24 protein-coding genes and 1 pseudogene are annotated in these 23,892 nt (G+C 65.0%); 14 read left to right on the forward strand and 11 right to left on the reverse strand.

From position 1 onward, the window contains the following. Positions 1–19: 19 nt before the first annotated feature. Together NKI15_RS30105 and NKI15_RS30110 are read left to right on the forward strand one after the other, a co-directional pair. Positions 20–2,752 carry a DUF4118 domain-containing protein gene (locus tag NKI15_RS30105; protein ID WP_352515316.1) on the forward strand — a complete coding sequence of 911 codons (2,733 nt, stop codon included), beginning with the start codon at positions 20–22 and terminating at the stop codon, positions 2,750–2,752. Beyond that, entirely contained in the window at positions 2,749–3,441 is a 693-nt protein-coding gene (locus NKI15_RS30110; RefSeq protein WP_023683092.1) for a response regulator transcription factor, read from the forward strand. Before NKI15_RS30105 ends, NKI15_RS30110 begins: the two co-directional genes overlap by 4 nt. Before the next feature lie 15 nt (positions 3,442–3,456). Here NKI15_RS30110 and NKI15_RS30115 read toward each other — a convergent pair whose 3' ends face one another. Beyond that, positions 3,457–4,047 carry an invasion associated locus B family protein gene (locus NKI15_RS30115; protein WP_352544912.1) on the reverse strand — a complete coding sequence of 197 codons (591 nt, stop codon included), beginning with the start codon at positions 4,045–4,047 and terminating at the stop codon, positions 3,457–3,459. A 248-nt stretch (positions 4,048–4,295) separates the two neighbouring features. Between NKI15_RS30115 and NKI15_RS30120 the strand changes: the two genes are divergently transcribed. Next, positions 4,296–4,568 (forward strand): hypothetical protein, encoded by a 273-nt coding sequence (locus tag NKI15_RS30120; RefSeq protein WP_023669716.1) that lies wholly within the window; start codon positions 4,296–4,298, stop codon positions 4,566–4,568. Between the two features lie 122 nt (positions 4,569–4,690). Next, a complete protein-coding gene (locus NKI15_RS30125) occupies positions 4,691–5,167 on the forward strand; it encodes an NUDIX hydrolase (RefSeq protein ID WP_023669717.1) in 477 nt (158 codons plus the stop codon). Positions 5,168–5,173: 6 nt separating this feature from the next. Here NKI15_RS30125 and NKI15_RS30130 read toward each other — a convergent pair whose 3' ends face one another. From NKI15_RS30130 to NKI15_RS30150, 5 genes are all read right to left on the reverse strand, one after another. Further along, positions 5,174–6,040, reverse strand: coding sequence for a citryl-CoA lyase (locus NKI15_RS30130; RefSeq protein WP_031196006.1), 867 nt, complete (start codon positions 6,038–6,040; stop codon positions 5,174–5,176). Continuing rightward, the gene (locus NKI15_RS30135) at positions 6,037–7,215 is read right to left on the reverse strand and encodes a CaiB/BaiF CoA transferase family protein (protein WP_031196007.1); all 1,179 of its coding nucleotides are present in this window, start codon (positions 7,213–7,215) and stop codon (positions 6,037–6,039) included. Before NKI15_RS30135 ends, NKI15_RS30130 begins: the two co-directional genes overlap by 4 nt. Positions 7,216–7,230: 15 nt before the next feature. Next, positions 7,231–8,754, reverse strand: a complete 1,524-nt coding sequence (locus NKI15_RS30140) for a tripartite tricarboxylate transporter permease (protein WP_352887875.1) — start codon at positions 8,752–8,754, stop codon at positions 7,231–7,233. 4 nt (positions 8,755–8,758) lie between these two features. Next, entirely contained in the window at positions 8,759–9,295 is a 537-nt protein-coding gene (locus tag NKI15_RS30145; RefSeq protein ID WP_023683087.1) for a tripartite tricarboxylate transporter TctB family protein, read from the reverse strand. Between the two features lie 125 nt (positions 9,296–9,420). Continuing rightward, complete coding sequence (locus NKI15_RS30150; RefSeq protein WP_023686552.1) at positions 9,421–10,398, reverse strand: Bug family tripartite tricarboxylate transporter substrate binding protein; 978 nt, start codon at positions 10,396–10,398, stop codon at positions 9,421–9,423. Positions 10,399–10,604: 206 nt separating this feature from the next. On the opposite strand from NKI15_RS30150, the gene NKI15_RS30155 reads away from it, so the two are divergent. Beyond that, positions 10,605–11,378, forward strand: a complete 774-nt coding sequence (locus NKI15_RS30155) for an IclR family transcriptional regulator (protein WP_023686553.1) — start codon at positions 10,605–10,607, stop codon at positions 11,376–11,378. On the opposite strand, the gene NKI15_RS30160 is transcribed toward NKI15_RS30155, so the two are convergent. The 3 genes from NKI15_RS30160 to NKI15_RS30170 form a co-directional block, all read right to left on the reverse strand. After that, positions 11,365–12,465, reverse strand: a complete 1,101-nt coding sequence (locus NKI15_RS30160; protein WP_023704192.1) for an OmpA family protein — start codon at positions 12,463–12,465, stop codon at positions 11,365–11,367. The two genes, NKI15_RS30155 and NKI15_RS30160, sit on opposite strands and share 14 nt — an antisense overlap. 120 nt (positions 12,466–12,585) lie before the next feature. Further along, positions 12,586–13,071: a GNAT family N-acetyltransferase gene (locus NKI15_RS30165; RefSeq protein ID WP_352887879.1), complete on the reverse strand. Its 486-nt coding sequence runs from the start codon at positions 13,069–13,071 to the stop codon at positions 12,586–12,588. Between the two features lie 196 nt (positions 13,072–13,267). Next, on the reverse strand, positions 13,268–13,498 hold the full coding sequence (locus NKI15_RS30170) for a YdeI/OmpD-associated family protein (protein WP_023683083.1): 231 nt from the start codon (positions 13,496–13,498) through the stop codon (positions 13,268–13,270). Positions 13,499–13,639: 141 nt separating this feature from the next. On the opposite strand from NKI15_RS30170, the pseudogene NKI15_RS30175 reads away from it, so the two are divergent. The 4 genes and pseudogenes from NKI15_RS30175 to NKI15_RS30190 all read left to right on the forward strand — a co-directional run bounded on the left by NKI15_RS30175 (position 13,640) and on the right by NKI15_RS30190 (position 17,337). Beyond that, positions 13,640–14,095: pseudogene (locus tag NKI15_RS30175) on the forward strand (DUF2214 family protein). A 178-nt stretch (positions 14,096–14,273) separates the two neighbouring features. After that, positions 14,274–15,251 (forward strand): tripartite tricarboxylate transporter substrate-binding protein, encoded by a 978-nt coding sequence (locus NKI15_RS30180; RefSeq protein ID WP_023704194.1) that lies wholly within the window; start codon positions 14,274–14,276, stop codon positions 15,249–15,251. A 94-nt stretch (positions 15,252–15,345) separates the two neighbouring features. After that, positions 15,346–15,819: a tripartite tricarboxylate transporter TctB family protein gene (locus tag NKI15_RS30185; protein WP_023686558.1), complete on the forward strand. Its 474-nt coding sequence runs from the start codon at positions 15,346–15,348 to the stop codon at positions 15,817–15,819. A gap of 9 nt (positions 15,820–15,828) precedes the next feature. Beyond that, complete coding sequence (locus NKI15_RS30190; RefSeq protein WP_023683079.1) at positions 15,829–17,337, forward strand: tripartite tricarboxylate transporter permease; 1,509 nt, start codon at positions 15,829–15,831, stop codon at positions 17,335–17,337. On the opposite strand, the gene nth is transcribed toward NKI15_RS30190, so the two are convergent. Then, positions 17,297–18,130 (reverse strand): endonuclease III, encoded by an 834-nt coding sequence (gene nth, locus NKI15_RS30195; protein WP_023707573.1) that lies wholly within the window; start codon positions 18,128–18,130, stop codon positions 17,297–17,299. The genes NKI15_RS30190 and nth overlap by 41 nt on opposite strands. A gap of 22 nt (positions 18,131–18,152) precedes the next feature. Between nth and NKI15_RS30200 the strand changes: the two genes are divergently transcribed. Next, complete coding sequence (locus NKI15_RS30200; protein WP_023669732.1) at positions 18,153–18,647, forward strand: DUF2244 domain-containing protein; 495 nt, start codon at positions 18,153–18,155, stop codon at positions 18,645–18,647. Positions 18,648–18,657: 10 nt separating this feature from the next. On the opposite strand, the gene NKI15_RS30205 is transcribed toward NKI15_RS30200, so the two are convergent. After that, positions 18,658–19,473 carry a class I SAM-dependent methyltransferase gene (locus NKI15_RS30205; RefSeq protein ID WP_023704196.1) on the reverse strand — a complete coding sequence of 272 codons (816 nt, stop codon included), beginning with the start codon at positions 19,471–19,473 and terminating at the stop codon, positions 18,658–18,660. Positions 19,474–19,588: 115 nt separating this feature from the next. Between NKI15_RS30205 and NKI15_RS30210 the strand changes: the two genes are divergently transcribed. The 4 genes from NKI15_RS30210 to NKI15_RS30225 all read left to right on the forward strand — a co-directional run bounded on the left by NKI15_RS30210 (position 19,589) and on the right by NKI15_RS30225 (position 23,713). Next, entirely contained in the window at positions 19,589–20,494 is a 906-nt protein-coding gene (locus tag NKI15_RS30210; RefSeq protein WP_023669734.1) for a methylated-DNA--[protein]-cysteine S-methyltransferase, read from the forward strand. Positions 20,495–20,635: 141 nt separating this feature from the next. Continuing rightward, positions 20,636–21,544: a ribokinase gene (locus tag NKI15_RS30215; RefSeq protein WP_023704197.1), complete on the forward strand. Its 909-nt coding sequence runs from the start codon at positions 20,636–20,638 to the stop codon at positions 21,542–21,544. Beyond that, the gene (locus NKI15_RS30220; protein WP_352515312.1) at positions 21,541–23,001 is read left to right on the forward strand and encodes an amidase; all 1,461 of its coding nucleotides are present in this window, start codon (positions 21,541–21,543) and stop codon (positions 22,999–23,001) included. Before NKI15_RS30215 ends, NKI15_RS30220 begins: the two co-directional genes overlap by 4 nt. Before the next feature lie 97 nt (positions 23,002–23,098). Continuing rightward, complete coding sequence (locus NKI15_RS30225) at positions 23,099–23,713, forward strand: LysE family translocator (protein WP_023704199.1); 615 nt, start codon at positions 23,099–23,101, stop codon at positions 23,711–23,713. The last annotated feature ends 179 nt before the right edge of the window (positions 23,714–23,892 follow it).

Here is a 23,892-nt window from a genome sequence, read left to right on the forward strand (position 1 = left end):
CCGTTCATGATCGAGCCTGATGCCGGACGCCAGAAGCAACTATACCAGACCCTCTCCGGACGCGCTGCTCGAGCATGCGGAACGGGAAGAGCGCGGCCGCCTGCGGATATTTCTGGGTGCTGCACCCGGTGTCGGCAAGACCTACGAAATGCTGATGGCCGGCCGCGCCATGCTTGCCGACGGCATCGACGTGGTCATCGGCATCGTCGAAACCCACGGCCGCAAGGAAACCCTGGCGCTGGTCGAAGGCTACGAGGTCATCCCGCGCCAGAAGGTCGACTACAAGGACCGCGTGCTGAATGAGATGGACATCGACGCCATCCTCGCCCGATGGCCGGCGCTGGTGCTCGTCGACGAACTCGCCCACACCAACGCACCCGGCAGCCGCCACCCCAAGCGCTATCTCGACGTCCAGGAAATCCTTGCGCGCGGCATCGACGTCTACACCACGCTCAATATCCAGCATGTCGAGAGCCTGAATGACGTCGTGGCACAGATCACCCGCGTCAGGGTGCGCGAAACGGTCCCGGACTCCATCATCGACCAGGCCGACGACATCGAGATCATCGACCTCACGCCCGACGACCTGATCAAGCGGCTGAAAGAGGGAAAGGTCTATTTCCCCAACACTGCCCAGCGCGCAGTCGAAAACTATTTCTCGCCGGGCAATCTGACCGCGCTTCGGGAATTGGCGCTGCGCCGCACCGCCCAGCGCGTCGACGAGCAGTTGCTCAACCACATGCAGTCGCACGCGATTCCCGGCCCCTGGGCGGCGGGCGAAAGGGTGCTCGTCTGCGTCGATGCGCGTCCGGGCGGAGCGTCTCGTGTCCGCTATGCGCGCCGGCTGGCCGACCGGCTGCGCGCACCGTGGACGGCGCTGCATGTCGACACGCCGCGTTCGGCCGCCATGTCGGAGGAAGACAAGGACCGCTTGGCCACGCTCTTGCGCCTGGCCGAGCAACTTGGCGCCGAGGTGACGACCATTCCGGGCCAGAACGTCGCCCAGGACATCGTCCGCCACGCCACAGTGAACAATTTCACCCATATCGTCGTCGGCAGGCCGACCCGCTCGCGCTGGCGCGAACTGATCGAGGGTTCGCTCACCTACGATCTGATCCGCAATGCCGGCGATATCAGCGTCCATGTCATTTCAGGAACGGAGCGCGACAACGAGGCCACGTCGAGGGTCAAGGCGGCGGCCGAGCAGACGCCATTTCAAATCTGGCCTTATCTTTTCTCGACCGTCTATGTCGCCGGCGCGCTTGCCGTCAGCGCCGTTCTCGATCAGTTCCTCGACGTTCGCAACCTTGCCAGCGTGCTTCTGCTGGCGGTGCTGACATCGGCAGTGACCTTTGGCCTGTGGCCGGCGCTGTACGCCTGTTTCCTCAGCGCCATTGCCTTCAACTTCTTCTTTCTCGAGCCGCGCTACACGATGACGATCCGCGATCCGGAGAGCATCGTTGCCTTCGCCGTCTTCCTCGTCGTTGCCGTCATCGCCAGCAATCTGACGGCGCGTGTGCAACGTCAGGCAGCCGCCGCCCGTTCACGCGCCCGGGCCACCGAGGACATCTACCTCTTTTCAAAGAAGCTCGCCGGCGCCGGCACGCTCGACGACGTTTTGTGGGCCACAGCCTTCCAGATCGCCTCGATGCTGAAGCTGCGCGTGGTGCTGCTTTTGCCGGAAGAAGGCACGATCACCGTCAAGGCCGGTTATCCCCCCGATGACACGCTGGCCGAGGCCGACATCGCGGCTGCACGCTGGGCTTGGGAACACAACCGGGCTGCCGGCCGTGGCGCCGATACCCTGCCCGGGGCAAAACGCCTCTACCTCCCCTTGCGCACCGCACGCACGGCCGTCGGCGTCGTCGGCCTCGACAATGACAAGCAAGGCCCGCTGCTGACGCCCGAGCAACAGCGCCTGCTCGACGCGCTGGCCGACCAGGCGGCGGTTGCCATCGAGCGCATCCAGCTGGTCGCCGATGTCGATCGCGCCAGGCTGGCGGCCGAGGCCGACCGCTTGCGCTCGGCACTGCTGACGTCGATCTCGCATGATCTGAAGACGCCGCTGGCGGCCATCATGGGCGCGGCCGGCACGCTCAGGGAATTTGCGCCGGCACTGCCCGAGAACGATCGGGCCGAGCTGCTGACCACCGTGCTCGACGAGTCCGAACGGCTGAACCGCTTCATCGCCAATCTGCTCGACATGACCAAGATTGAATCGGGCGCCATGGAACCGAATTTCGCCCTGCACTATGTCGGCGATGTCGTTGGCTCGGCCTTGCAGCGGGCACGCAAGATCACTGCCGGGCACAAGACCGAGATCGATATTCCGCCCGACCTGCCGATGCTGAAGCTCGATCCGGTGCTGTTCGAGCAGGTGCTGTTCAATCTGTTCGACAATGCCGCGAAATACGCGCCACCGGGATCGACAATCCGGCTGCAGGGCTGGGCCGACAATGGCTCCGTCGTGCTGCAGATCATGGATGAGGGACCGGGCATTCCGCCCGCCGACCTGGAGCGCGTCTTCGACAGCTTTTACCGGGTGCGCAAGCGCGATCAGGTCCAGGCCGGCACCGGGCTCGGCCTGTCGATCTGCCGGGGCTTCATCGAGGCGATGGGCGGCACGATCATGGCGGCGAACCGCAGCGATCGCCAAGGCGCGGTCTTCACCATCCGCATGCCGAAGCCGGCACGATCGCCCGGCCTGGACGAACGGAACGCGGACGGGCAAAACTCTGGTGATCCGGCATGACAAATTCCAACGTCAGCATACTGGTCGTCGACGACGAGCCGCCGATCCGCAAACTGCTGCGCGTCGGCCTCGGCAGCCAGGGTTATGCGGTCAGCGAAGCGCCCAACGCCAACGCTGCGATCGAACTCGTCGATGCACAAAAGCCGGATCTGATCCTGCTCGACCTCGGCCTGCCCGGCATGGGTGGCCTCGATCTCCTGCGCAAATGGCGCGACGACGGCCTCGACGTGCCCGTGGTCATCCTGTCCAGCCGCACCGACGAAGCCGGCATCGTCGCGGCGCTCGAACTCGGCGCTGACGACTACATCACCAAGCCGTTCGGCATGAACGAGCTGGTCGCCCGCATCCGCGTCGCGCTGCGCCACAAATTCCAGCAGCATGGCGAAAAGCCGGTGTTCCACACCGGCGATCTCAGCGTCGACCTGGTCAAGCGCATCGTCAAGGTCGAAGGCAAGGAGATAAAGCTCTCCCCCAAGGAATACGACATATTGCGTATTATGGTGCAGCATGCCGGCAAGGTGCTGACCCACCATTTCCTTCTGAAGCAGGTGTGGGGCGATTCGACCGACGTGCAGTATCTCAGGGTCTATGTCCGCCAGCTCCGGCAGAAGATCGAAAAGTCGCCCGACCAGCCGCGCTACATCACCACCGAAACCGGGGTGGGGTACCGGCTACGCGAGGTTGAGTGACCGCGCGCTCGCTGCTCAGTCGACCGACAATTCCGCCGTCCGTGCCAGTGCGCCGCCGAAGCCGTTGAGCGGGATGGTGAAACTCACCGCTTGACCGGTGTCGGCCGCGAAGGCGTCGATCTTCAGCGTGGTGGCTGCCTTGAGCAGCGGCGTGACGCTGGCATCGAACGCCACCGGCACCAGGCAGCCGACGGCCTGGCAGGTGTTGAACGGCAGGCTGCCTTCCAGCTTCTGGTCGTCGATGGTCAGGCTGACGCCTTTGGCGAGCGCCAGGCCGAACGGCAGCGCCAGCGTTCCGGTGGCATCCTCGCCGCTCTTGCTCGACAGCTCGATGGCCAGCAGGCGCTGGTTGGACTGCTTGTTGAACTGCTGATGCGACAGGCTGCAAACCTTGGCCGTGCCGGTTACCTGGCAATTGACCGTCCAGTCGCCATGTGTCTCGGACAGCGCCGAGGCGCCGCCAGGCAATGTCGGGCCGGCAGCAGGGGCGGGCGCTGCGGCGGCAGGCGCCGCCTTGTCGGTCTTGGTTTGCGCCGCGACTGCCACCGGGCCAAGAATACAGATGCTGCCCAGTAGCGCCGCGAAATATACTTGCCTGCTTTTCATCAATATGCTCCCGATTGTGCCTCGAGTCAGCCGCGATTGAGGCCGAGATCCGCGCCAGATAGAGCGGTCAATCGATCTTTTCTGTCAAGTGCGGCCGGGCCGCTTCCTCAGGGATTTCGCCAACCCGTGGCAGATCGGCCCATGGCAGACCGGCCCATGGCAGATCGAGACGAACGCCCTATATAGAGAGGAGGCTATATCTGTACGGGAATGAACTGATGTCGACGCTTCGCCTATCGACAGTTCTCATGTCGGCAATGCTGGCGGCGGCAACGCTCGCCGGCATCATGCAATCTGCTGCGGCTCAGTCCGTCAATCCCAGCGCCAACCGGCTGATCCAGCAGAACCAGCTGCAGCAATTGCGCAACAGCCTGCAGCGGCAGCAGTTCCAGCAACAGCAGCAGCAATATCGCGAGCAGGACCGTCGGATCGTGCCGCAGCCGCGCCCCGAAGTGCCCGTCGTCCGGCAAGCTTGTCCGATTCAGATCGTCAACAACCAGATTGTGCGTGTTTGCCGTTGATATCGGTCGCTTGCGATTTACTTAGTCGACTTATTTACTAAAAATGCCTCATTGCCTCGCGGGCATATCAGGGGTTTGCAGGCGGCGTGCGGCGGTGCGCCCGCCGACCGGATTTTCAGCACATGGCGACGACCAAGAAAAAGGCGGTACGCAAGGCAAGGCGAGGCGAACGCATTCGCCAGGTCGCCGCCATTCCCTTTCGCCTGGACGTTTCAGGCAATTTCGAAGTGATGCTGGTGACGTCGCGAGCGACGAAGCGGTTCATCGTGCCCAAGGGCTGGCCCATGAAAGGCAAGAGCGGGCGCAAGGCCGCCACCATCGAGGCGCGCGAAGAAGCCGGCGTGCTCGGCAAGACCCGCAAGGCGCCGGCCGGCAGCTATTCCTATTGGAAACGGCTGGAGCACAATTTCGTGCGCGTCGACGTCGTCGTCTATCTGTTGGAGGTGTCCGAGGAACTGGCCAACTGGCAGGAGGCCAAGAGCCGCCAGCGGGCATGGCTCAAGCCGCAGGACGCGGCGTTGCTCATCGATGAGCCGGATCTCTCGACGCTGATGGCCAACCTGGCGCCGCCTCAGCCGGCAGTGCCGGACCCGGCCTGACCAACCTCACTTGCCCTCGTCCCCTTCAGCGGGACCCTCATCCCCCTCAGCGGGAAATGGCCGCAGCGGCGTGCCCGTATAGGCCCACAGCCATTCGCGCGGCAGCGGCCCTTTGTTGCGCTCGCTTTGCTGCGACTGTTCCCATGCATGCGCCAGGATGCCCACCGAGCGCGAGAGCACGAACAGGCCGCGCGTCAACGGCGGCGGAAAGCCGAGCTCGCCATAGATGACGGCGGTGGCGCCGTCGATGTTGAGCGGTATTTTCTTCCCCTTGCGCCGTGCCACCTCTGATTCGACGGCCTCGGCGATGTCGGCAAAGCGTCCGCTGACGACGCCGCGCGCGGCAAACTCGCGCGTCACTGCGATCAGGCGCGGCGCGCGCGGATCGACCGGGTGGAAGCGATGGCCAAATCCCGGCACATAGCCTTTCTCCTCGGCGAAGAAACGGTCGAGCCGTGCGGCTACGGCTTGGTCCAGCGCAACACCCTGGTCAAGTGCCACGGCAATGTCGCCATAGAAGGACAGCGCCTGTTCGCCGGCGCCGCCATGCACGTCACCCAGCACGTTGACGGCGGACGCCATGGCGCTGTTGATGCCGACGCCGCAGGTGATGGCCATGCGGGCAATGGCGATCGACGGCGCCTGCGGCCCGTGGTCGACGGCCGCCCCCAGCGCAATGCCGAGCAGCGCCGCCTGCTCCTCGCTCGGCAATTCGCCGCGCAGCATCAGCCAGATCGTGGCCGGAAAGCTGACGCGGCCGATCAGCTCCTGGATTTCATAGCCGCGCAGCCGGATAATGCCGGGGCTCATCTCGATGATGCCGGTCTGCCACCATTCCTCGCCGCGTTCGCGGCCGGTTTTTCTCTCGCTCACGCGCTTCTCCTGGCGCGCGGCGGCAGGGTGGAAAAAACCTCGTCCATATGCTCGCCCAGCACAGGCGGCGGCAGGACCGGCAAGGGTGCCGCGCCATCGACCATGAAGCCGCCGCGCACCACGGTCAGCGGCTGCGCCATGCCGGGCAGACCCTGGAAACGCGTGGTCATGTCGCGCTCGACCACCTGGCGCTCGCCAAGCACTTGGGGGATCGTCAGCACCCGGCCCGCCGGCACGCCGGCGCGGTTGAATTTTTCCTCCCAGGCTGCGGCCGAGGCGCTCGCCAAGGCCGTCTCGATCAGCACCTTCAGCACAGCGCGGTTCTGCTTGCGCGTCTCGCGCTCGGCAAAGCGCGGATCGTCGGCCAGTTCCGGCTGGCCGATCAGCCGGCAAAGCGTGACGAACTGCTCCTGCTTGTTGGCGGCGATGTTGAGCAGGCCGTCGCCGGTGCGAAACGCGCCGGAGGGCGCAGCCGTCATGTTCTCATTGCCCATCGGCTGCGGCTCGACGCCGGCGGTCAGATAGTTGGACACCGGCCAGCCCAGCGCCGACAGCGTGCATTCGAGCATCGAGACATCGAGAAACGCGCCCTCGCCCGAGGTCTTCTGCTTGACCAGCGCCGCGGCGATGGCGAAGGCCCCGACCAGCCCGCCCAGCGTGTCGGCGACGGGATAGCCGACCCGCAAGGGTGCGGTCTCCGGCGTGCCGGTGATGCTCATGATGCCGGACAGCCCCTGGATGATCTGGTCGTAGGCCGGATTGTCGCGCATCGGCCCGGTCTGGCCGAACCCCGATATGGCGCAATAGACGAGACCCGGACGAACCGCTTTCAGCGCCTCATAGCCAAGCCCCAGCCGCCCCATCACGCCCGGTCGAAAGTTCTCGACCAGCGCATCGGCGGAGGCGACGAGATCGAGGAAGCGTTCGCGGTCGGCTTCGCTTTTGAGATCCAGCACCACCGATCGCTTGCCGGCATTCTGCGCCAGGAACGACGCGCCCATCCCCGCCTCGTTGAGCGCCGGCGAGGCGCCGAGCTGGCGCGCCAGATCGCCGCCTTGCGGCGTCTCGACCTTGATGACATCGGCGCCGAGCAGCGCCAGCTGGTAGGCACAATAAGGGCCCGCCAGCACATTGGTCAGGTCGAGAATGCGGATGCCGGCAAGCAGATCGGTCATGATGCTCCAGGTCGCTCAGGCATCGCCCGGCACATGCTCGGGTCCGCGCCGGCGCCGATGCTCGATGAAGGCCCAGATATGCGGACCGGCGAGCCCGATGAAGGCAAGGATCAGCAGCACCAGCGACAGCTTGTGGGTGTAGAACACCGACCAGTCGCCGTTCGAGATCGTCATCGCCCGGCGGAACTGCGTTTCGGCAAGCGGCCCCAGGATCATGCCGATGATGACCGGCGCGGTCGGGAAATCGAAGCGCCGCATCAGGAAGCCGGCGGCCCCCTGGAGATAGAGGATGACGAGGTCGATCGGCGATTGCGAGATGCCGTAGGTGCCGACGGTGGCGAACACCAGGATGCCGGCATAGAGCTGCGGCGCCGGGATTTTCAACAGCCGTACCCACAGCCCGATCAGCGGCAGGTTGAGAACGACCAGGATGACGTTGGCGATGAACAGGCTGGCGATCAGGCCCCAGACCAGATCGGCCTGCGTCGTCAACAGCAGCGGTCCCGGATTGATGCCGTAGCTCTGGAAGGCCGACAGCATGATTGCGGCGGTCGCCGAGGTCGGCAGGCCAAGGGTGAGCATCGGCACCAGCACGCCGGCGGCAGACGCATTGTTGGCGGCTTCCGGTCCGGCAACGCCCTCGATGGCGCCGACCGTGCCGAACTCCTCCTTGTGCTTCGACAGCTTCTTTTCGATGGCGTAGGACAGGAAGGTCGGGATCTCGGCGCCTCCGGCAGGCATGGCGCCGATCGGGAAGCCGATGAAAGCGCCGCGCAGCCATGGCTTCCACGAGCGCCCCCATTCGGCCGCGGTCATGTAGAGCGAGCCCTTGAGCGGCACGATCTCGTCCTTGCCGGCATAGCGGCGCGAGGCCATGTAGAGCGTCTCGCCGACGGCAAACAGGCCGACCGCGGCAATGATGACATCGACGCCATCGAGCAGTTCGTTCATGCCGAAGGTGAAGCGCGGCTGTCCCGTCTGCAGGTCGACGCCGATCATGCCGATGACGAAACCGATGAACAGGCTGGTGAGGCCGCGCACGGAGGACGAGCCGAGCACCGCCGACACCGTGATGAAGGCAAGCACCATCAGCGAGAAATATTCGGCCGGCCCGAAGGCGAGCGCGAACTTCACCACCACCGGGGCCAGGAAGGCGACGCCCATCGTGCCGATGGTGCCGGCGACGAAGGAGCCGATCGCCGAGGTCGCCAGTGCCGCGCCGCCGCGACCCGAGCGGGCCATCCTGTTGCCTTCCAGCGCGGTGACGATGGTGGCGCTTTCGCCCGGCGTGTTGAGCAGGATCGAGGTCGTCGAGCCGCCATACATGGCGCCGTAATAGATGCCAGCAAACAGGATGAAGGACGCCTCCGGCGCCACCTGGTAGGTGATCGGCAGCAGCAGCGCGATGGTCAGCGCCGGCCCGAGGCCGGGCAGCACGCCGATGGCCGTGCCGAGCGTGGTGCCGACCAGGCACCACAGCAGGTTCATCGGCGAGAAAGCGACGGAAAATCCGTGGGCGAGATGGCCGAGCGTCTCCATGGCGTCAGCCCCTCGCAGTGGCGATGATCGCGTCGATCACCGTGTTCAGCTGGTTTTCGATGAAGCCGGCGCCAATGTTGACGCCGAGCGCCCTGGCAAAGCCGAAATAGGCGGCAAGCGCCAGGATCAGGCCGGTCAGCGCATCGCGCAGCGTGTGCTTGCTGCCGAAGCCATAACAGACGAGCACGAACATGATGACCGAGGCGGCGGTGAAGCCGAGCGGCTGGATCAGCACCAGATTGGCGACCAGGCCGGCAACGACGATGCCCATGGCCTTCCAGTCGGTCGGCGTTTCCTTTTCCTCCTGCGGCTGCCAGCCGCCGCGCAGCGCGGCGACGATGAGCAGCAGCGAAAGCACGATCATGCCTGTCATGGTGATGTAGGGGAAGACGGTCGGCCCGACCTTGGAATAGAGCGGCGAAACCGGGATCGCCAGGGTCTGCCACGCCACGGCCGCGGCACAGGCGAGAAGCCCGATGCCGATCAACAATTCGGGCATGGCAAGGCGCGGGGGCGCCGGCTGCTGGTCGCTGGTGCTCATCGATGTCCTCCCGAGATGGCCGGCATCCTCCCGCCGGCCGCATCCGCAGTTTCACTCCCAGCGCATGATATGTCCATCTCGCAGGCTAATGTCGGAAGGGGCGGCCGTGGCCGCCCCTGAAGACATCAGGCGAGGCCGAGATCCTTGAGGATCGCGGTGATGCGGGCGGTGTCGTCGACGAGGAATTTCGCATAATCGTCGCCGGTCAGAAGGATGGGGGTCCAGTTGCGGTTCTTGCATTCGGCTGCCCAGGCATCGCTCTTGGCCATGGTCTCGATCATCGTGACCATCGCCGCCTTGTCGGCGTCGGAGACGCCTGGCGGTGCGAATACGCCGCGCCAGTTGAACAGTTCGACGTCGATGCCGGCTTCCTTCATCGTCGGTGCGTCGATGCCGTCCTGGCGCTTGTCGGCGGAGATCGCCAACAGCCGAAGCGCGCCCGCCTTGACCTGCTCGGAGAACTCGCCGAAGCCGGAAATGCCGGCCGCCACCTGGTTGCCGAGCAGCGCCGACAGCGCCTCGCCGCCGCCGGCGAAAGGCACATAGGAGAGGTTGGTTGCCGGAACGCCGACCGTCTTGGCGATCAGCCCGAACAGGATGTGGTCGGAGCCACCGGCCGAGCCGCCGGCCACCGGAACCTTGGTCGGATCCGCTTTGAGCGCGGCGACGAAATCGCCGGCCGTCTTGAACGGCGAATCCGCCGGCACCACCAGCGCCTCGAACTCGCCGGTGAGGCGAGCGATGGGCGTCACTTCGGAGAGGTTGTTGGCCGATTTGTTGGCGATGATGGCGCCGACCATGACCATGCCGGCCACCATCAGCGAATTGCCCTTGCCCTTCCATTGGCTGATGAACTGCGGCAGGCCGACCGTGCCGCCGGCGCCGCCGACATTGGTGATCTGCGAGCCGGAGATCAGTTTTTCACTGCGCAGCACCTGGTCGATGGTGCGCCCCGTCTGGTCCCAGCCGCCGCCGGGCGCGGCCGGCACGAAGATCTGGATCTGCGGTGCATCCTGAGCGAGGGCGGGCGTCAAATGCGTTGCAACGAATCCGGCAGCGCCTGCGGCCGCGGTGCTCATCAAAAATCTGCGTCTGTTCAGCATGGGATTCCTCCAAATCACGACACCTCCTCCGGTGCCTGCCAGAAACGTAGCCTGAAAACAGACCCGCTCGGCAAAAATTCATGCCGATTTCGGTACGTTCTGTCAACAGGAACGCTGTTCTACTAGACAGAACCATGGATGTGCGGCACAATCGCTTCGGCCGGCCTTTGTCCGAGCAGGTAAACTGGAATGAAACTGTTCGTGAGATGACCGAAGCGCGATCCCAGCCGTTGCCGGCCGATGGTGTTGCCGCGCTCGACCGCGCGATCGCCATTCTCGACGCGTTCGCGACCGCCGACCGCTCGCTCAGCCTGGCCGAGATCGCGGCGCGCACCGGGCTCTACAAAAGCACCATTTTGAGGCTAGCGAACTCATTGCTGCGTGGGCAGTTGCTGGAGCGGCTCGACGATGGCCGCTACCGCATCGGACCCGCCACCTTCCGGCTTGGCGCGCTTTACCAGCGCTCGGTCGTGGCGGTCGACATCTTGCTGCCGATCATGCGCGATCTTGCCGAACGCAGCTGGGAAAGCGTGGCGTTCTATGTCCGCTCGGGCGACGCCCGCACCTGTCTCTACCGCGTCGAATCCAAGCACCCGATCCGCTACACGATCCGGGAAGGCGACCTGCTGCCGTTGCTCACCGGCTCTGGCGGCCGCGTGCTGGCAGCGTTTTCAGGCCAGCCGGGCGAACCATACGAGACCATCCGCAACGCCTGCCACTATCTGTCGATCGGCGACCGCGACCCTGAGACGGCGGGCGTCTCGGTGCCGGTGTTCGGACCGGGCCGCGTTCTGCTCGGCGCCTTGACGCTCGCCGGCCCGTCGACACGCGTCGACACGGCGTTCCTGCGCCGCATGACACCGGACCTGCTGGAGGCCGCCGCTCGCGCCACCCGCGCCTTCGGCGAGGATGCCTCGATGCTGGAGCAGGCAGCGCGCCTAGCCGGCGCTGAAACCGTGATCGGCCTCAGTTCGCCTTGACCAGCACCACACGGCGGTTCTTGGCGCGGCCGGTTTCGCCGTCATTGCTGGCGACGGGCGCCATCATGCCGGCGCCGGCGGCGGTCAGCCGGCCGCCATCGATGCCGTATTTCGAGACCAGCGCCGCCTTCACCGACTGCGCCCGCCGCGACGACAGATCGATATTGTAGTCGAAGGCGCCCTGGTTGTCGGTATGACCGACGACGATCACCGCCATACCGGGCTCGTTGGTCAGAAGCGTCGAGATCTCCTTCAGCGTCGGTTCCGATTCCGGCTTGATGTCGGCCTTGTCGGTGTCGAAGAAGATGCCGTAGAGCGAGATGGAGCCGGTGGCCGACAGCGAATCCGCCATCTTGGCCGCTTCGACCACCACCATCTTCTTGTCGCGCGCCTTGGGCTCCAGCACCTGAACGACGGCGATGGTGCGGCCGTTGAGTTCCTTGCAGTAGAGGTCGTCGATCAGCGAATAGGCCTGAACAGTGACATAGGCGTCGCCGCCATCCTGCGGCACCTTGGCAGCGAAGAAGCGCTGGTCGTTGATACCGGTGGTTACCGCACAGGCGCCATTGGAAAAGGCCGCGTCCTTGACGTCGCTTTCATGGAAGAAATACATCATCAGGCTCATGTCGCCGCCGCCACCGCTCGACGACCGGTCGGCGGCGCCGCCGCACTCTTCCTTCTTGCATTCGAACAGGACTTCGCCGCCGGCGGCCGCGATCACATCCTGGTAGTTGCGCAGCACTTCGAGCGGGGAGCGCCCGGCCGGCAGCACATAGGCGATGCGGGTCAGCGCGCCTTCGACCTCAGCCTTCTTGTCCGGCGCGAACACACGGTTGTTCATCGTGTCACGGGCATCCGGATCGGCGCTCGGCTTCAGCGGCGACAGCGGCACTGTAAAATCGGTATAGGCGAATTTTTCGTAGGAGACGATGAACGACCCCTCGTAGCGCTTGGCCAGATGATTGTCGGCACCGCCCTCGATGTCGGCGGTCGGCACCGTCGCATCGGCGCCCGCCAGTTGCACGGCCGCCAGGAGCAGCAGCCCCGCCCAGAAAAGCTTCAGAAATATCGCATTGATCGCACGCATGGTCGGCTCCCCCAAAGAGCAATTCCAGGAAAAGTGTGAGCGGTTTTCCCACAGGAATTGCGTAGCTAGATTAGAATAGCCAACCCTGGCAGAACGTGGAAATTGCGTCGATGAAGCGCTTCACACCCGCCGTTCGAGCAGGATCGTCAGCCCGTCGTGATAGGTGGTTTCCAGGACCTTGGTGTAGCCGCACTTTGCCGCAACGTTCAACGAGCCGGTGTTTTCCGGATCGATGATGCAGACGGTTCTCGCGCCGGCAAAGGTTTCGTCGCCCCAGGCCAGGGCCCTTCTGACGACTTCGCTGGCAAGACCCTTGCCATGCGCTTGCGGCGCCAGCGCCCAGCCGGCTTCCGGAATGCCCTCGAGCGACGGCTCGATGTCGCGCTTCAGGTCGTGGAATCCGGCTTCGCCGATGAAGCGACCGCTGGCCTTGTCCTCGACCGCCCAGAAGCCGTAGCCGAGCAGCGACCACAGGCCGGCATGCCGCAGGAACCGCATCCAGCTTTCCTCCCGCGTCCGCGGCTTGCCGCCTATGAAACGGGTGGTGACGGGGTCGGCCCACATGACGGCATAGTCGTCGAAATCTTCGATCCGGTGCGCCCGCATGATGGTCCGTTCCGTTTCGAGAACCGGGACGCCGGCTGTTTTTGGACTGCCCACGAAACTCTGCCTCCGTTGACGGTCAGCGTTTAGCAAACCAGCGCGCCCGGACAAGGGCCAAGCCGGATCATCATTCAGCCAGGGAAGCTTCCGAACGGCCTGGCGCGACCAGACGGTCGAAGCGAACAGCGTCGGCTTACTTTCAGCCGTGCCAGACCATCTTCATGTAGAGCCCACCGCGCCGCAATTCGTCCAGCATCTGGTCGAGCCGCTTCTGCCTGGTGTCGCTGCGTTTGGCGCGGGCGACCCAGCCGAGATAATCGTTCTTCTGGTAGTCCGGCCGCGCCTCGTAGGCCGCTGTCAGTCCTTTTTCGGTCAGGGCGATGCGGATGTCGTCCGGCATCGGGTTCAGGGCGCGCTTCAGTCCGGTCATTTCAGAAAACCCCAGCTGTCAGGATGGCGACGCCGATGGTCCAACCCAGGTCCGCCTCTGGGAATTCTGCCGAACGATGCTACCTTTCGCAACCGGTCCGGCAAGGGCCGGTCTCGATACCGCCAATGGGAGGAGAACGCCATGGACACCACCGATCTCGTGCTTGCCATTTTCCATCATCTGCTGGTGTTGTCGCTGGCCGGCATCATCGGCGCCGAATTTGTCCTGATCCGCGGCGACCTCTCCGCCGCCACGCTCAAGCGGCTTGCCGGCATCGACCGCCATTATGGCATCATCGCCATGCTGATCATCATCATCGGCATCTGCCGCGTCATCTAGGGCCTGAAGGGCTGGGAATTCTACGTCTACAACTGGGTGTTCTGGGCCAAGATGGCGGCATTCGGCATCGTTGGCCTGCTGTCGATCATCCCGACCATCCGCTTCATCTCCTGGAAGCGGCAAGCCAGTGCAAATCCCGGCTTTCAGGTGCCGGTGGCGGAACTCGCCTCGGTGAAGACCTATGTGCGCGCCGAAGCCTTCATCTTCCTGCTGATCCCGATCTTCGCGGCGGCGATGGCGCGCGGCTACGGTTATTGAAGCAACGCCAACACCAAACCCATCTCCGCCGGGCATACTCCGCACTGATCGCCATGGTTGCGCACGGCTGTATTTTGCAGTTTGCGTCAGGCGACAATCTGTTAGCTTGCCTTTGTTGCACCGTCGCTGCCTGACCTGCACAGCGATCGGAGATTGATATCCTGGGAGGAGAATTACGATGAGGAAAATTGTAGCCGCCCTGGCCGCCGCCGCGGCCGTCTCGCTTTATTCGTTCGCCGCCAGCGCACAGACCTATCCCGAGCGCACCATCACCGTCGTCGTGCCGTTTGCGGCCGGCGGTCCGACCGACACGGTTACGCGGCTCGTCGCCGAAGCCATGTCGAAGGATCTTGGCCAGCAGATCATCGTCGAAAATGTCGGCGGCGCCGGCGGCACGCTGGGCGCCGGCCGCGTCGCCAACGCCGACCCGGATGGCTACACGCTGCTCCTCCATCACATCGGCATGGCGACCAGCGCGACCCTCTACAGAAAACTCGCCTATGACACGCTGAACGCCTTCGAGTATGTCGGCCTCGTCACCGAGGTGCCGATGGCGATCGTCGCCCGCAAGGACCTGGAGCCGGCCGACCTGAAAGGGCTGGTCGAATACGCCAAGACCAACAAGGACACCATCACTGTAGCCAATGCCGGCATCGGCGCTGCCTCGCATCTGTGCGGCATGCTATTCATGAGCGCCATCGGCACGCCGCTGGTCACCGTACCCTACAAGGGCACCGGCCCGGCCATGACCGACCTTCTCGGCGGCCAGGTCGACATTATGTGCGACCAGACCACCAACACCACCAAGCAGATCCAGGGCGGCACGATCAAGGCCTATGCCGTCACCACGCCGGAACGCCTCGACGTGCTGAAGGACGTGCCGACGACCATCGAAGCCGGCCTGCCCGCGGTGCAGGTCAGCATCTGGCACGGCCTCTATGCGCCGAAGGGCACGCCGGCCGAGATCACCGGCCGACTGTCGAAATCGCTCCAGGTCGCGCTGAAGGACCCCAACGTCATCGCCCGCTTTGCCGAACTGGGCACCAAGCCGTCGTCCGAGTCCGACGCGACGCCGGCAGCGCTGAAGGCCAAGCTGGAAGGCGAGATCACGCGTTGGAAGCCGATCATCGAAGCCGCCGGCCAATACGCCGACTGAGGCTTGAACGGGGCGCTGCCGGCGCCCCGTTTTCGCTTCGACGTCCGTTTCACATTTGCAACGGCAGCCGTCGCAAGGGTCAGGGAGGACCGCCATGAAACCTTTCGCCATCGACAGGACAAACGGCCTGTGCGCCGCGCTGTTCATCTTTTTCGGCGCCTTTTTCGCGATACAATCGCTCGGCCTCGAAATCGGCACCGCCTTCCGCATGGGACCGGGCTATTTCCCGCTGGTGCTGGCGATCGTGCTGATCGTGCTTGGCGCCATCATCCTCGTCCAGGCGGTGCGCGTCGAGGGCGAGCCGATCGGCCCCATTGCGTGGCGCGGCATGCTGTTCATCCTGCCGGCGCCGATCTTTTTCGGCATGACCGTGCGCGGCCTCGGCTTCGTCCCGTCGATCTTCCTGACGGCGCTGATCGCCTCTTTTGCCAGCGCCCGCATGAAGCCGCTGACGGCACTTCTGCTGTCGGCCGGCCTGACGCTGTTTTCGGTGCTGGTCTTCAGCTACGCGCTCGGGCTGCCATTCCAGCGCTTCGGCCCCTGGTTGCCCCAATGGCTGGCATTGTGAGGCGCTGAGATGGACCTCCTCAGGAACCTCGAACTCGGCTTTTCGACGGCCACCACGCCGGCCAATCTGGGTTTTTGCCTCATCGGCGTTCTGCTCGGCACGCTGATCGGCGTCCTGCCCGGCATCGGCGCCACCGCAACCATCGCCATGCTGCTGCCGATCACCTTCCAGATCGGCGACCCGGTCTCGTCCCTCATCATGCTGGCCGGCATCTACTACGGCGCCCAGTATGGCGGTTCGACCACCGCCATTCTCATCAACATGCCCGGCGAATCCTCCTCGGCCGTGACCGCCATCGACGGCTACCAGATGGCCAGGAACGGTCGCGCCGGGGCGGCTCTGGCGATCGCCGCGATCGGCTCGTTCTTCGCCGGCACGGTGTCGACCTTTCTCGTCGCCGTCTTTGCCCCGCCGCTGACGGCAATAGCCCTGCAATTCGGCGCGGCCGAATATTTTTCGCTGATGATCGTCGGCCTCGTCTCGTCCATCGCGCTCGCCCACGGCTCGATCGTCAAGGCGCTGGCGATGGTCGTGCTCGGCCTGCTGCTCGGCATTGTCGGCACCGACATCTACACCGGCACGCCGCGCTTCACGCTCGGCATCCGCGAATATGCCGACGGGCTGAACTTCGTCGCGGTGGCGGTCGGCGTCTTCGGCGTTGCCGAGATCCTGCGCAATCTCGAAAACGAGCACGAGCGCTCGGTGATGATCAAAAAGGTCTCCGGCCTGATGCCGACCCGCGACGACTTCAAGGCGATGGCCGCGCCCATCGTGCGCGGCACGATCATCGGTTCGGCGCTCGGCATCCTGCCCGGCGGCGGCGCGGTGCTTGCGGCCTTTGCCTCCTACACGGTCGAAAAGCGCGTGTCGAAACACCCGGAGGAGTTCGGCAAGGGCGCCATTGCCGGCGTCGCCGGACCGGAATCGGCCAACAATGCCGGCGCCCAGACCTCCTTCATTCCGATGCTGACGCTGGGCATTCCGGCCAATCCGGTCATGGCGCTGATGATCGGCGCCATGATCATCCAGGGCATCGTGCCCGGCCCCAATGTCGCGATCGAGCAGCCGGCGCTGTTCTGGGGCATCATCGCCTCGATGTGGATCGGCAATCTGATGCTGATCGTGCTGAACCTGCCGCTGATCGGGCTGTGGGTGAAGCTGCTGACGATCCCCTATTATGTGCTCTTCCCGATCATCATGGCGTTCTGCTCGATCGGCGTTTACAGCGTCAACACCAACGCCTTCGATCTCTACGCGGTGGCATTCTTCGGCCTGCTCGGCTACATCCTGACCAAGCTGCGCTGCGAACCCGCCCCCCTGCTGCTCGGCTTCGTGCTCGGCCCGCTGCTCGAGGAAAACCTGCGCCGCGCCATGATCCTGTCGCGCGGCGACCCTTCGACCTTCGTGACGCGGCCGATCAGCGCCGGCCTGCTGCTCGTCGCACTGGCCGTGCTCGTCGTCGTCTTCCTGCCGTCGGTCAAGAAGAAGCGCGAAGAGGTGTTCGTGGAGGAAAGCTAGTTGTCGGGACGCCGGGCGCCGCGATTTCCACCAGCGGCGCCGGCACATCGGTCGTCTTCACCTCGGCCTTGCAGAGATCGGCAATGACGCAGGCCGGGCAATCGGGTTTGCGCGCCTTGCAGACATAGCGGCCATGCAGGATCAGCCAGTGATGCGCATGGCGCATATACTCATCCGGAATGATCCGCAGCAGCCCTTCCTCGACCTGCTCCGGGGTCTTGCCTGGCGCCAGGCCGAGGCGGTTGCCGATGCGGAAAATATGGGTGTCGACCGCCATCGTGTGCTGGCCGAATGCCATGTTGAGCACGACATTGGCGGTCTTGCGCCCGACCCCCGGCAGCTTGACCAACTCATCGCGCTCGCTGGGCACCTCGCCGCCGTAATCGCGTATCAGCGCCTCCGAGAGCGCCACGACATTCTTGGCCTTGTTGCGCCAGAGTCCGATGGTGCGGATGTACTCGCCGACCCTGGCTCCGCCCAGCGCCAGCATCTTTTCAGGTGTGTCGGCGACCTTGAACAACGCCCGCGTTGCCTTGTTGACGCCGGCATCGGTCGCCTGCGCCGACAGCACCACGGCCACCAGCAGCGTGAAGGCGTTGACGTGCTCGAGCTCGCCCTTCGGCTCGGGCCGCTGCACCGAAAACCGCCGGAAGATCTCATGCACCTCGGCGGCGCTGTAGAGCGAACGGAGCCGCGCCGGCCGCGGTCGCGGCTTGGCATTCGAGCCGTCGCGCCGCCCGGGCGGCAGTTCACTTTTGGATAGGGAAAGATTTTTGGACTTGGGGCTGGCCATATCCCTCCTATAATATCCTGGGATGAGCGACACAAACGCCTCGTTTCAGGCCGACGAGCCATTCTTCCAGGCGCTGCTGACACCGCACCGCTCGCTGGGCCGCACCGGCTTTGCCGTGCTGATGGGCGCGCTGCTGTTCGGCTGGGTGGTGACCGGGGCGTTTTTCCTGTCGCGCGGCGCTTGGCCGGTGTTCGGCTTCTTCGGCCTCGACGTCATCGCCGTCTACATCGCCTTCCGCGCAAACTATCGTGCCGCCCGTGCCCGCGAGGAAGTGTCGGTGTCGCGCACCAGCCTCGACATCCGCAAGACGGCGCCCTCGGGAAAGTCGGAAGCGCATCGCTTCAACCCGTTCTGGGCACGCTTTTCCGTCGCTCGCCATGCCGAGATCGGCATCACCAGGATGACGGTGGAAGCACAAGGACAGAATGTGCCGATCGGGTCATTCCTGGACCCTGACTCCCGCGAGAGTTTTGCCACTGCATTTTCACGTGCTCTGACAAAAGCCAGGACGCGTTAGAGCCGGCGCGTCAGAACCGGTAGCGTAAAATCCTGCCGACCTTGCGCAATGCGGGAATGTGTCTCCAGAGCCCGATGAACAGTTTTGCGGACCAGCTCATATGCGCTGTGCGTTCCGCGCTGTAGGCCGAGATATCGTCGACAAAGCGCAGCTTCGGAACGGCACGCTCCAGTACCTGCGGGTCGTCGATCGCCCAGTGAACCTCGGCGCCCGTCGCCCTGATGGTCGGATTGAGGCGCAGCATCTTCAGGCCGAAGTGGCTGTAGGCGTCGAACATCAGCTCGCCGCCGGCAAGATGCGCGACAAGGCGTGACAGCAGCCGTGGCCCCTCCTCTACCGGGAGATAAGGCGTCAACCCCTCCATCACCACGACGGCCGGACGATTGCGCGGCACTTCTGCCAGCCAGTCTGGGTCGGTTACCGAAGAGCCGACGAGGTGGTAGTGGTCCCGGGACGGGTAAAGCTTGCGCCGGAGCGCGATGACATCCGGAAAATCGACATCGAACCACTCCACGCCTTCGGGTGGATCGACACGGAAAATGCGCGTATCGAGCCCGCAGCCGAGATGCAGCACGATGGCGCCGGGATTTCTGGCGATGAAGTCCTGAACGCGGACATCATACGTCTTGGCCCGGATCGCCAGGCCGATGCCGAGATTGGTGTCGACCTTGAGGCGCGAGAAATCATAGTCGATCTTGCGCACGGCCTCGTCGGCGAAGCGATCCCCGAGCAGCGAATGCGGCAGCCGGCTTTCCAGTGCCTTGCCATAAAGCGTCATCAGCAAGGTCTCCCTTGCTCCGCTCAGATTCACCCTTTCGCCGGCCATTGGCATCTCCCGGGGCGCAATCCAGTATTTATCTGGGAACAGGCGGCAACAAGGCAAGTTTCGGGTGGTTGCAAGGGGCGGAAAGACCGATATTCGCGGTCAAGGAGATATTGCCATGAACGCCCAGATGACCATGAATACGCAGATGAAACCGACAGCGATCCTGCAGCACGACATCACCCCCGAGGGCAGCGACTACGAGGTCGTGCGCCGCGCCATCGAGAAGATCAGCCTCGACTATCGCGACCAGCCCTCGCTGGAAGCCCTGGCAGCCGATGTCGGCGAGACACCCACGGGCCTGCAAAAGCTGTTCACCCGCTGGGCCGGCCTGTCGCCAAAAGCCTTCCTGCAGGCGGTCACCCTCGACCATGCCCGCAAACTGCTCGATTCCGGCATGCCGCTCCTCGAAACATCGTTCGAACTCGGCATGTCCGGCCCCGGCCGGCTGCACGATTTGTTCGTCACCCACGAGGCGATGTCGCCGGGCGACTACAAGACGCGCGGCGCCGGCCTGACCATCCGCTACGGCTACCACATCTCGCCCTTCGGCATCGCCCTGATCATGGTCACCGACCGTGGCCTTGCGGGGCTCGCCTTCAACGATCCGGGCGGCGAGCGGGCGGCTTTCGCCGACATGTCGGGCCGCTGGCCGAACGCCACCTATGTCGAGGACATGAGCGCCACCCAGCCCTATGCGGCGCGCATCTTCGATCCGACATTGTGGCGCGCCGACCAGCCGCTGCGCGTGGTGATGATCGGCTCCGACTTCCAGCTGCGCGTCTGGGACGCGCTGCTCAGGATCCCGATGGGCAAGGCCTGCACTTATTCTTCGATCGCCTCCAGGATCGGCGCGCCAAACGCCAGCCGGGCGGTGGGGGCGGCGGTCGGCGCCAACCCATTGTCCTTCGTCGTCCCTTGCCATCGGGCGCTGGGCAAGTCCGGCGCACTCACCGGCTACCACTGGGGCCTGACCCGCAAACGCGCCATCCTCGGTTGGGAAGCGGGCCAGACCGCGTCCTGAAGCTGCCCGCATCAAACAACACCGGCGAAATCCCTTCGCCGGTGTTTTTCTTTTTGCGAGCTCCCGGCGCAAAACATCCGCACGCTCTGGCAAGCCGCCGGCTTACAGGTTAGCTTCCCGCGCATTCCGCAGGAGGCTTTCTTGATCATCGTTGTCGGCTCGATCAACCTCGACCTTATCGCCAATGTCGACCGCCTGCCTTCGCCGGGCGAGACGGTTCGCGGCTCCGGCTTCACCACCGCGCCCGGCGGCAAGGGCGCCAACCAGGCGCTGGCTGCGGCGCGCGCCGGCGCCAAGGTGCGCATGGTCGGCGCCGTCGGCAAGGACAATTTCGCAACCGAAGCCCTCGCTTTGCTCGTGGCCGGCAAGGTCGATCTCTCCGGCGTCGGCCAGAGCTTCGCCTCCACCGGCACGGCGCTGATCCTCGTCGGCGCCGATGGCGAGAATGTCATCGCCGTCGTGCCGGGCGCCAATGATTCGGTGCTGCCCGGCGATCTCGCCAAGGCTTTCCTTGCGAAGGGCGACGTCGTCCTGCTGCAGCACGAGATCCCGCTGCAGACCGTCGATGCAGCGCTTGACGCCGCACGCGCCGCCGGCGCCGTCACCGTGCTCAACACCGCGCCGTTCCGTAGCGAGGCGGCAGCGTTGCTCGGCAAGGCCGACTACGCCGTCGCCAACGAAACCGAATTCGACCTTTACGGCGAGGCGCTGTCGCTGAAAGGCCGCGACCGCCCGGCGCGCATGCGCGACTTCGCCGGCAAAACCGGCCGCACCATCGTCGTCACGCTCGGCGGCGACGGCGTGCTGGCGGCGACCCCGGAGGATTTCCTGACCGTGCCGGCGCTGAAGATCACGCCGGTCGACACCGTCGGGGCCGGCGATACTTTTTGCGGTTATCTCGCCGCCGGGCTGGCGTCCAACCTGCCGCTGGAGCAGGCTCTCACCCGCGCCGCAGCCGCCGGCTCGCTCGCCTGCCTGAAGCCCGGCGCCCAGCCGGCCATCCCGCTGGCGGCGGATGTCGACACCGCCCTGCGCAACAACGCCGGATGACAGCCCTGCGCCCCGCAACGAAGCACGCCGTGCCCCCCGCCGGCGACATCTGCCGGATGTCCGCTGTCGACCTGGCCGAGGCGATCCGGCTGCGCCGCCTGTCCGTGCGCGAGTTGGTCGCCGCATTCCTCGACCGCATCGACGCGGTAAACCCGCTGGTCAACGCCATCGTCTCGTTGCGCGAGCGCTCCGACATCCTGCGCGAGGCCGACGCGGCGGACGCGCATCTAGCGCAAGGCGGGCCGGCCGGCTCGCTGTTTGGCCTGCCGATGGCGATAAAAGACCTCGCCATGACGCGCGGCTTGAGGACCAGTTTCGGCTCGCCGATCTTCGCCGATTTCGTGCCACAGGAGGATGATTTCTTCGTCGAGCGCATCCGCAAGGCCGGCGGCATCATCATCGGCAAGACCAACGTTCCCGAATTCGGGCTGGGATCCAACACCTACAATAATGTTTTCGGACCGACGCTGAACGCGTTCGATCCGGCGCTGACCGCCGGCGGCTCGAGCGGCGGCGCAGCGGTCGCCCTTGCGCTCGACATGGTCCCGGTCGCCGACGGCAGCGATTTCGGCGGCTCGCTCCGCAATCCGGCGGCGTGGAACAATGTCTATGGCTTCCGCCCGTCGCAGGGCCTTGTCCCCGGCGGGCCGGATCTTGAAGTCTTTCATGCCCAGATGGGCATAGACGGACCGATGGGCCGCAGCATCAGGGACATGGCGCTGCTGCTCGATGTGCAGGCGGGCTACCATCCGCATGCGCCCTTGTCCTGGGAAAAGCCTGGTTCGTTCCTCGAAGGGCTGGCAACGCCGGCAAGCGGCGGCCGCGTCGGCTGGCTCGGTGATCTCGGCGGTCACCTGCCGGTAGAGCCTGGCATCCTCGACCTGTGCGAGGCCGCACTCGGCCGCTTCGCGGAGGCATCCTTCCTGACCGAGCCCTTGCTGCCGGATTTCGATTTCGAGGCACTGTGGCAAGCCTTCGTGACGCTGCGGCAGGCGAGCAGCGGCTCGGCGCTGAAAGTCCATTATGACGACCCGCACAAGCGCGCCCTGCTGAAGCCGGAAGCCGTCTGGGAGGTGGAGAACGCCATGCGACTGACGGCGCCGCAGATCCGCGCGGCCTCGGTCATCCGCACCTCCTGGCACCGGACGCTGCTGTCGCTGTTCGAGCACTTCGATCTCATCGCGCTGCCGACGGCGCAGGTGTTTCCTTTCGAAGTCGGCACGCATTGGCCAAGTGAGGTCGCCGGACGCGCCATGGACAGCTACCATCGCTGGATGCAGGTTTCGGCCTTCGCCACGCTCGGCGGCTGTCCGGCGCTCAACGTGCCTGTCGGCTTCGACGACAAAGGCCGCCCCATGGGCATGCAGTTGATCGGCCGGCCGCGCGGCGACCTCGCCGTGCTCAGGGCCGGAGCGGCCTATGAGGCGACCTTGCCTTGGCAGGTGGGGGCGTCCTGACGCGAGGGGCGGCACGGTCTGCGACCGGCTTGCACCAGCCCCGCCGCCATGCATTGATTGCAGCCAGCCGCCTAAGCGCATCCTCGAGGAAATCCCCATGTCGCTGGAACTCTACGCCGCCTATGTCCTTGCCTGCATCGTCATCATCCTGGTGCCCGGTCCGACTGTGACGCTGATCATCGCCAACAGCATCCGCCATGGCTACCGCGCCGGCCTTGCCAATGTCGCCGGCACGCAGGCCGGGCTCGCCGTGATGATCGCCATTGTCGGCATCGGCCTCAACACGCTGATATCGGGCATGGGCCACTGGTTCGAATGGGTACGCCTGATCGGCGCCGCCTATCTGATCTGGATGGGGGTGCAGATGTTCCGTTCCAAGGGCGCGCTGAATGCCGACGGCACCGCGAGAAAGCCGCGCGGCGGCTTCTTCCTGCAGGGCCTGCTCGTGGCGCTGAGCAACCCCAAGACCCTGGTGTTCTTCGGCGCCTTCTTCCCGCAATTCATCGCCCCGCAGGGCAATTACACCCTGCAGATCGTCGTCATGGGCCTTACCGCCATGATCTTTGCCGCCGTCTCGGACTCGACCTACGCGCTCGCCGCCAGCCGCGCCGGCCGCCTGCTCTCGGCCAGCCGCATCAAGCTGATGTCCAGGATCAGCGGCAGTTTTTTGGTCGGCGGCGGCGTGTGGCTGGCGTTTTCAAAGGCGAAGTAACGGCGCCTTTTCCTTCTCCCCTTGTGGGAGAAGGTGGATCGGCGCGATAGCGCCGAGACGGTTGAGGGGTGTTCCAGCGGAGTGAGACGCTGGCGTTTCCTGGAACACCTCTCCGTCGCCTTCGGCGCCACCGCCCCGGGGGGGGGCCCGTGTGGAGCCCCCGGCCAGGGGGCCCCCCC

This window comes from Mesorhizobium sp. M0862, from assembly GCF_040319795.1.
GTDB lineage: Bacteria > Pseudomonadota > Alphaproteobacteria > Rhizobiales > Rhizobiaceae > Mesorhizobium.

What these genes read in the sequence shown, in the direction of transcription:
- NKI15_RS30180 (WP_023704194.1), top strand. Translation starts at nt 14,274, where the DNA reads ATGAGGAAAATTGTAGCCGCCCTGGCCGCCGCCGCGGCCGTCTCGCTT.
- NKI15_RS30150 (WP_023686552.1), bottom strand. Translation starts at nt 10,398, where the DNA reads ATGCTGAACAGACGCAGATTTTTGATGAGCACCGCGGCCGCAGGCGCT.
- NKI15_RS30200 (WP_023669732.1), top strand. Translation starts at nt 18,153, where the DNA reads ATGAGCGACACAAACGCCTCGTTTCAGGCCGACGAGCCATTCTTCCAG.
- nth (WP_023707573.1), bottom strand. Translation starts at nt 18,130, where the DNA reads ATGGCCAGCCCCAAGTCCAAAAATCTTTCCCTATCCAAAAGTGAACTG.
- NKI15_RS30210 (WP_023669734.1), top strand. Translation starts at nt 19,589, where the DNA reads ATGAACGCCCAGATGACCATGAATACGCAGATGAAACCGACAGCGATC.
- NKI15_RS30115 (WP_352544912.1), bottom strand. Translation starts at nt 4,047, where the DNA reads ATGAAAAGCAGGCAAGTATATTTCGCGGCGCTACTGGGCAGCATCTGT.
- NKI15_RS30220 (WP_352515312.1), top strand. Translation starts at nt 21,541, where the DNA reads ATGACAGCCCTGCGCCCCGCAACGAAGCACGCCGTGCCCCCCGCCGGC.
- NKI15_RS30125 (WP_023669717.1), top strand. Translation starts at nt 4,691, where the DNA reads ATGGCGACGACCAAGAAAAAGGCGGTACGCAAGGCAAGGCGAGGCGAA.
- NKI15_RS30135 (WP_031196007.1), bottom strand. Translation starts at nt 7,215, where the DNA reads ATGACCGATCTGCTTGCCGGCATCCGCATTCTCGACCTGACCAATGTG.
- NKI15_RS30140 (WP_352887875.1), bottom strand. Translation starts at nt 8,754, where the DNA reads ATGGAGACGCTCGGCCATCTCGCCCACGGATTTTCCGTCGCTTTCTCG.
- NKI15_RS30165 (WP_352887879.1), bottom strand. Translation starts at nt 13,071, where the DNA reads ATGCGGGCGCACCGGATCGAAGATTTCGACGACTATGCCGTCATGTGG.
- NKI15_RS30225 (WP_023704199.1), top strand. Translation starts at nt 23,099, where the DNA reads ATGTCGCTGGAACTCTACGCCGCCTATGTCCTTGCCTGCATCGTCATC.
- NKI15_RS30110 (WP_023683092.1), top strand. Translation starts at nt 2,749, where the DNA reads ATGACAAATTCCAACGTCAGCATACTGGTCGTCGACGACGAGCCGCCG.
- NKI15_RS30160 (WP_023704192.1), bottom strand. Translation starts at nt 12,465, where the DNA reads ATGCGTGCGATCAATGCGATATTTCTGAAGCTTTTCTGGGCGGGGCTG.
- NKI15_RS30120 (WP_023669716.1), top strand. Translation starts at nt 4,296, where the DNA reads ATGTCGGCAATGCTGGCGGCGGCAACGCTCGCCGGCATCATGCAATCT.
- NKI15_RS30205 (WP_023704196.1), bottom strand. Translation starts at nt 19,473, where the DNA reads ATGGCCGGCGAAAGGGTGAATCTGAGCGGAGCAAGGGAGACCTTGCTG.
- NKI15_RS30170 (WP_023683083.1), bottom strand. Translation starts at nt 13,498, where the DNA reads ATGACCGGACTGAAGCGCGCCCTGAACCCGATGCCGGACGACATCCGC.
- NKI15_RS30105 (WP_352515316.1), top strand. Translation starts at nt 20, where the DNA reads ATGCCGGACGCCAGAAGCAACTATACCAGACCCTCTCCGGACGCGCTG.
- NKI15_RS30155 (WP_023686553.1), top strand. Translation starts at nt 10,605, where the DNA reads ATGACCGAAGCGCGATCCCAGCCGTTGCCGGCCGATGGTGTTGCCGCG.
- NKI15_RS30145 (WP_023683087.1), bottom strand. Translation starts at nt 9,295, where the DNA reads ATGAGCACCAGCGACCAGCAGCCGGCGCCCCCGCGCCTTGCCATGCCC.
- NKI15_RS30190 (WP_023683079.1), top strand. Translation starts at nt 15,829, where the DNA reads ATGGACCTCCTCAGGAACCTCGAACTCGGCTTTTCGACGGCCACCACG.
- NKI15_RS30185 (WP_023686558.1), top strand. Translation starts at nt 15,346, where the DNA reads ATGAAACCTTTCGCCATCGACAGGACAAACGGCCTGTGCGCCGCGCTG.